The sequence below is a fragment of the Sulfuricella sp. genome (assembly GCF_035531155.1).
Taxonomy (GTDB): Bacteria; Pseudomonadota; Gammaproteobacteria; order Burkholderiales; family Sulfuricellaceae; genus Sulfuricella.
The window spans coordinates 23698-30916 of record NZ_DATKTK010000015.1 but is presented as its reverse complement, the minus strand read 5'-3'; the positions used below and the strand labels follow the sequence as shown (position 1 = coordinate 30916).

The following is a 7219-nucleotide window of genomic DNA, read 5'->3' as shown; positions in this document are numbered from 1 at the left end:
TACCAGTTCTGGCTGGGTGGCGATTTCATCAAGAACGATGAACCCCAAGGCAACCAGGTATTCTGCCCGACCAAAAAGGTGATCCCGCTGGTGTATGACGCCATGAAGCGTGCCATGGATGAAACCGGCCAGGCCAAGCTGTTCTCGGCCAACATCACCGCAGACGATCATTACGAAATGCTCGCCCGCGCCGATTTCATTCTGGAAGCCTTTGGCCCGGATGCAAACAAGGTCGCATTCCTGGTAGACGGCTACGTCGGCGGCCCCGGCATGATCACCACCGCCCGTCGTCAGTACCCCGGACAATACCTGCACTATCACCGTGCCGGTCACGGTGCAATCACGTCGCCTTCTGCCGTGCGTGGCTACACCGCGTTTGTGCTGGCCAAGATGTCCCGACTGCAAGGCGCATCCGGCATCCACGTCGGCACCATGGGCTACGGCAAGATGGAAGGCGGCAGGGATGACCGCAACATCGCTTACATGATCGAGCGCGATTCTGCGGACGGCCCTTACTTCCATCAGGAATGGCATGGCATGAAGCCCACCACCCCGATCATTTCCGGCGGCATGAACGCGCTGCGCCTGCCCGGCTTCTTCGAGAACCTGGGCCACGGCAACGTGATCAACACCTCCGGTGGCGGTTCCTACGGCCATATCGACAGCCCGGCGGCCGGAGCGATCTCCCTGCGCCAGTCCTACGAGTGCTGGAAATCCGGTGCCGACCCGATCGAGTTCGCCAAGAGCCACAAGGAATTTGCCCGCGCGTTCGAATCCTTCCCGGGCGATGCCGACAAGATTTTCCCAGGCTGGCGCGACAAGCTGGGCGTGCACAAGTAAGCCCAGGTTTCAAACGATGCAGTAAAAGGCGCCCCCACTTTGCTGGGGGCGTTTTTTTCCAGGGTCAAGAAACCTTTCTTGCCGCGCGGATAAGGAGAAAACCATGCCTATTAAAGACCAGTACAAGGTTCACAAGGAACCGTTTTATCAACAGCAAAGTAACGAGGTGGCGCTCTATGAAGCGGCCTATGCCGCCCGTCTGCCCGTGATGATCAAAGGCCCTACCGGCTGTGGCAAATCGCGCTTTATCGAGTACATGGCGTGGAAACTTGATAAACCACTGATTACCGTAGCCTGTAACGAAGATATGACCGCCTCCGACCTGGTCGGACGCTATGTCCTCGAAGCCAACGGCACTCGCTGGCTGGATGGGCCATTGACCACCGCAGCGCGTATCGGCGCGATCTGCTATCTGGACGAAATCGTCGAAGCGCGCCAGGACACCACCGTGGTAATCCATCCGCTCACCGATCACCGCCGCACCCTGCCGCTCGACAAAAAAGGCGAGCTCCTTGAAGCGCATCCCGATTTCCAGATGGTGATTTCCTACAACCCGGGCTACCAGAACCTGATGAAGGATTTGAAGCAATCGACCAAGCAGCGCTTCACCGCATTCGAGTTCGACTATCCCGATGCCAAGCTGGAAACAAGCATTGTGGCCAAGGAAACCGGCACGGACGAAGCGCTGGCAGCCAAGCTGGTGAAGATCGGCGCCACCGCGCGCAACCTGAAAGGGCACGGCCTGGACGAAGGCATTTCCACCCGCCTATTGGTCTACGCGGCCACCCTGATCAAGGGCGGCGTGGCGCCCCGCGATGCCTGCCGCATGGCACTGGTGCGCCCGATCACCGACGACGCGGACATCCGTGACACGCTGGATCACGCGATTGATGCCACATTTGCTTAAGGCTAACCCACGTGGCTGAAGCTCACACTGAATACGAACACCCCCTGATGAAGAGCTACCGGGAGCAGCTCGACTGCGGCTTCCCGCAGGTGAGTGATGTCTTCGAAGAATGCATGGCCGAGGCTTTGTCAGTGCTGTCCAGAGAGGGTATCGATGCCTATCTGGAGTACGCGCGCTTTCTGTGCAAAATGGGGCGCGGTGTCGAACCGGTGCTGATCTTTCTGGAAAAATGGCCATCGGTTGCCACCACGCTGGGCGAAGCGGCGCTGCCCGCGTTCAAGGATTTCATCCACAAGATGAACAAGTCGCCCAACGGCAAAGCCATTGTGCCCTTCCTGCAATCCCTGGCGGCTATCGCGCGACGGCTGCATTCGCAGGAACAGATGCAGGACTACATGGACCTGGCGCTGGACTTCATGGCGCGCACCACCGGTTCGATTCATGGCATCCACACCACCTTCGCCAGCCCGGGCCTGCCTGAATTTTTTCAGCAAACGCCGTTCCTGCTAAGCCAGGTTTCCATCGCCGGGCTGAAAAACTGGGTGGAATACGGCATCCGCAATTACCACGACCATCCTGAACGCCAGCTCGATTATTTCAGCCTGCAATCGGCGGACAGCCGCGCCATGATGCAGCGGGAACGTCACGGCACGCTGCTGGGCGACAATGAACGCAAGCTGGATATGTATTTGCGTGGGCTGTGGAATGACAGCGCCCATTTCGTGCCGTACTCGCTCAAATTCGACGAGCTGCGCAAGCCGATTCCCTACTATGACAAGCTGGGCATCCGCCTGCCGGACGTCTTCGACGACAGGAACGGCGTAGCAGGCATCGACCGCTACCGAGCCGTGCTCGCGCACATCGTCGGGCACAAGCGCTGGACCACGGCCATCATTGCTGACAACATGAGTCCATTCCAGCGCATGTCGGCCGAGTTCCTGGAAGACTCGCGGGTGGAGCACCTTGCCATGCGCCAGTATCCCGGCCTGCGCCGCATCTTCCTGGCCCTGCACCCGGTGCCAGCCGAAGACGCCTGCGACCCGGAAAAGGAATCGGCCGTGCGCCATCGTCTGGCCATGCTGTCGCGTGCCATTCTGGATACGAATCACCCGTACCAGAATCCCGACATTGTCGAATTCGCCCACCGCTTTCACGCCCTGATGGCACAGGGCGAATCCAGCACGCAGGAAATGGCCGACCTGGCTGTTGCATTCGGTGCCAGAACGCGCCGCCAGAGCGACCAGTTGCCGAAGATCCACTTCCAGGATACCGAGATCGATTACCGCGACGACAACCGTCAAATGTGGAAATTCATCGAGGAAGGCGACGAAGAAGAAGCTTTCGACCAGAATCGCAAAGTCGAACTTGAAGAGGAAAGCCAAGGCCTGCCGCCGCGCCATTATCCGGAATGGGATTACAACAGCCAGTCCTACCGGCCTGACTGGGCAAGCGTTTACGAGGCTTTGCATCCGAGTGGCAACGCGACGGATATCGACAGGCTGCTGGATAAACACAGCGCGCTGGCCAAGCGCCTGAAACGCATGCTGGACTTGCTCAAGCCGCAGGAAAAAGTACGTATCCGCTATCAGGAAGAAGGCAGCGAGCTGGACCTGGATGTTGCGCTACGCTCGCTGATCGATTTCAAAAGCGGCGCTACGCCCGACCCGCGCATCAACATGAGCCACAAGACCAGCGGGCGCGACATCGCCGTCATGCTGCTGCTGGACTTGTCCGAGTCGCTCAACGAAAAAGTGGCCGGCAGCGAGCAGACCATCCTGGAACTCAGCCAGGAAGCCGTGTCATTACTGGCCTGGGCGGTGGATAAACTGGGCGACCCGTTCGCCATCGGCGGCTTCCATTCCAACACCCGGCATGACGTGCGTTATCTGCACATCAAGGGCTACAGCGAACCATGGAATGATGAAGTCAAGGGCCGCCTGGCGGCAATGGAAGCCGGCTACTCCACCCGCATGGGCGCCGCCATGCGCCACGCCGCCCACTACCTGGAAGCGCAGAAGGCGGACAAGAAGCTGATGCTGATCCTCACCGATGGCCAGCCTGCGGACGTGGACACCAAAGATGAACGCCTGCTCATCGAAGACGCTCGCCAGGCAGTCAAGGAACTGGATCAGAAAGGGATCTACCCCTACTGCATCAACCTCGACCCGAAGGCGGATGAATATGTGACCGATATTTTTGGCAAGCGCTACACGGTGATCGACAACATCCAGCGCCTGCCCGAACGCCTGCCGCAACTGTTCATGGCACTGACCAAATAATCACCGGGCGTTGACCTAACGCCGATTGTGGATGATCATATCCTTTATCCTTGAAAAAGCTTTTAACCACGAATTTACACGAATGAAACACGAATGCTCACGAATAATCCGTTAGTTAGCATGGCCAGCCTGATTTACCTGTTTGACGCCAAAAGTAGGTGCCTCTAGGCAACACAATGATTGTCTCTAACTATTCGTGTTTATTCGTGAACATTCGTGTCATTCGTGGTTAATCGCCGTTTTTAAGCTTATCAATCTCAGGACATCCCGATCATGACCAAATACATTGGCATCCTCACCTCCGGCGGCGACAGCCCCGGCCTGAACGCGGCGATCCGCGGGGTCGGCAAGGCGGCCCTGAACCATTACGGCATGCAGATCATCGGCTTCCGTGACGGCTTCCGCGGACTGATGGAAAACCGCATCATGCGCCTGGACGGCGGGGAACTGTCCGATATCCTGACCCGCGGCGGCACCATCCTCGGCACCAGTCGCGACAAGCCGCACCGCATGCCGGTTGGCGGCAAGCTGCTGGACATGACCGATGTCATCGTCGGCAATTATCACGACAACCATCTCGATGCCCTGGTCTGCCTGGGCGGCGGCGGCACGCAGAAAAACGCCCTGCGCCTCAAGGAAAAAGGCCTCAACGTCATCACCCTGCCCAAAACCATCGACAACGACGTTGCCCTCACCGACATCACCTTCGGCTTCGACACCGCGCTGGGCATTGCGACCGACGCGATCGACCGCCTCCACAGCACGGCGCACAGCCATCATCGCATTATCGTGGTGGAGATCATGGGCCACCGGGCCGGCTGGCTGGCTTTGGGCGCAGGCATCGCCGGCGGCGCCGACGTCATTCTGATTCCCGAAATTCCCTACGAGGTGGCAAGCATAGCCGAGGCGATCCGCGAGCGCAGTCGCCGTGGCAAGCCGTTCAGTATCGTTGCCATCGCCGAAGGCGCGATTTCGAAGCAGGAACATGCAGACATGCTGACCGCACAAAAGAAAAAAGCCAACTCGAAACAGAAGTCCGGCAAGAAGGCCGAGGCAGAAGACGCCCCGGAAACCCTGTACGCCGAAAAAACGGTGCGTCTCGCCAAACAGCTCGAACTGCTGACCGGGCTCGAATCCCGCATCACCATCCTCGGGCACCTGCAGCGCGGCGGCATCCCCTCTGCGGCCGACCGTCTGCTTGCCACCCGATTGGGAACAGCCTGCACCGACCTGATTCATCAGGGCCACTATGGCGTCATGGTCGCCGCCAAAGGAGACGGCACCCGGGCCGTAAAACTGGAAGAAGTCGCCGGGAAAGTCAAAACCGTTCCCCCCGACCACCCCTGGGTGCTGAGCGCACGCCACGTCGGCACCAACATGGGCGATTGAACGGGTTACAAATTAGGGGTTTCCCTTATAGCCAGCAACACCGCTTTTGCCGTTTAATGTGTCAATCTTTTGCTCGTCTGCTATGCATTCGGCAAGACCATTAACCCACGGTAAAACAACTTGCCTTCACGCAGGAAAGAGCTTTTATCCGCGACAGACAACCTCCCGATTGGCGGCTGCGTGGCTCGCAAGAACCTGGGCGTCTATTTCTGCCTGTTCGGGGCGTGGTTCCTCCTGGCGAGTTTCGTCATGGCATCTTCGATCGCCAGCGACCTCCGCAGTGCCAAGCTCAGATTCCTCGAGTACGCCAATAGCCTGTATGGCGAAATTGACAACCGCGTACAAACCAATGAGGCAGTACTTGAAGGCATAACCGCATTTCTGGGCGCATCCGGCACCATGAATGACGGCGCGCAAATCTCCCACTATGCACAACAGGTGCGCGCCCGCCACCCCCATATCGCCCAGATCGAGGTGGTAGAAACCGTTGCACGCCAGAATTTGCCGCGCTTCATCGCCAGGAAACGCGCTTCCGGCCTTCCGGAGTTTCAGATACGAAGCTTTTCCTATGATTCCGGCCGCTTTTGGCGAAGCATAGACGACAAGCCCTGGTATTACCCCATCGTGTTCATGGAACCGATGCCGGCTGAATCCAGGGACATCCTGGGCCTGGACATGGATTCGGTTCCCTTCCTGCGCCTGGCCATGAGTGCGTCGGCCCGCCAGGGGCATGCCGTTGCCACCCATCCATTCCGCTTGGTGCAAGGGGATTGGGCCTACGTCATGTTCCGGCCCGTGGCGCCGCTGCACACTGGCGGGGCGAGAGCCGGTGACGAAAAGCGTCTGTTCGCCTCCCTGGTCATCAAAACCCAGGCCATTCTGCCATCCCTCAGAGCCGACTTTCCCGGGCTGCGCTTCAGCCTCTACCACGCCGATTTCCCGGTTCACCAGCCCGAGGGAGAACTGATCCATTTCGAGCGCCGCGGCCGAAGCGCTCTGGAAACCTTCCTTTTCCCCAAACTGCGCTATGAACGCAAACTGGAGGCGGAATCCCAGCCGTTCATCCTGCTGGCAGAACAGCAGTTAGGCTGGGCAGCCATGGATTTTCGCCAGCTGACGGCAATCCTTGCCATGACCCTGCTGTTATTCGGGATTCTGCTCAGATTCGTGCTCTCACACCGTCGCAGTGAACTGGAAAGATGCCAGACTGAGAGCCGGTTTGCCTACCTGGCAACTCACGACGCCCTGACCGGGCTGGCCAACCGCAACCTGTTCATGGATCGCCTCAGGCATGCCATGGCCCGCGCGCACCGATGCGACGCCCGGCTAGCCCTGCTGTTTCTGGACCTGGACAAATTCAAGCAAGTCAACGATACCTACGGTCATGGCGCTGGCGATCAGCTGCTGAAAATGGTCGCGGAACGAATATGCAGCAATGTGCGCGAAGACGACACCGTAGCCCGACTGAGCGGGGATGAATTCGTCGTCATTCTCGAAAGCATCACCACGCATCAAGGTGCCGCAACCGCTGCCGAGCTGATCAAAGGCAAACTGGTTCAGCCCTTCCGCATCAATGGCGAAACGCTCAACATCGACGTCAGTATCGGCACGGCCATCTACCCCGACGACAGCGAAGATATCGAGGATCTGATCAAGATCGCCGACGATGCCATGTACGCGGTAAAAGACAAAGACCGCAGCCTCCCCCTATCCGGCCAGCTCGGCTTTGAAGAACTGACCACCTGCTAGCAGACCTGTCGGTCCTGGAGAATCGAAGCTAAGAGGTCAAGCAGGCAAGCCGCAA

The 7219-nt window shown here is 58.7% G+C and carries 5 protein-coding genes; all 5 read left to right on the top strand.

The annotated features are described in order from the left end of the window. Positions 1-840, top strand: an 840-nt coding sequence (locus tag VMV64_RS03735) for a ribulose-bisphosphate carboxylase (protein WP_325328612.1), incomplete at its 5' end; no start/stop codon positions are given. A 103-nt stretch (positions 841-943) separates the two neighbouring features. Beyond that, complete coding sequence (locus tag VMV64_RS03730; RefSeq protein WP_325328611.1) at positions 944-1747, top strand: CbbQ/NirQ/NorQ/GpvN family protein; 804 nt, start codon at positions 944-946, stop codon at positions 1745-1747. 11 nt (positions 1748-1758) lie between these two features. Continuing rightward, positions 1759-4026: a nitric oxide reductase activation protein NorD gene (locus VMV64_RS03725; RefSeq protein WP_325328610.1), complete on the top strand. Its 2268-nt coding sequence runs from the start codon at positions 1759-1761 to the stop codon at positions 4024-4026. 273 nt (positions 4027-4299) lie between these two features. Next, positions 4300-5415: an ATP-dependent 6-phosphofructokinase gene (locus tag VMV64_RS03720; protein ID WP_325328609.1), complete on the top strand. Its 1116-nt coding sequence runs from the start codon at positions 4300-4302 to the stop codon at positions 5413-5415. Positions 5416-5595: 180 nt separating this feature from the next. Further along, positions 5596-7164 (top strand): diguanylate cyclase domain-containing protein, encoded by a 1569-nt coding sequence (locus VMV64_RS03715; RefSeq protein ID WP_325328608.1) that lies wholly within the window; start codon positions 5596-5598, stop codon positions 7162-7164. Positions 7165-7219 lie beyond the last annotated feature (55 nt).

Excerpts from the sequence above, each read along its gene's own strand:
- VMV64_RS03730 (WP_325328611.1), top strand. The coding sequence starts at position 944 with ATGCCTATTAAAGACCAGTACAAGGTTCACAAGGAACCGTTTTATCAA.
- VMV64_RS03720 (WP_325328609.1), top strand. The coding sequence starts at position 4,300 with ATGACCAAATACATTGGCATCCTCACCTCCGGCGGCGACAGCCCCGGC.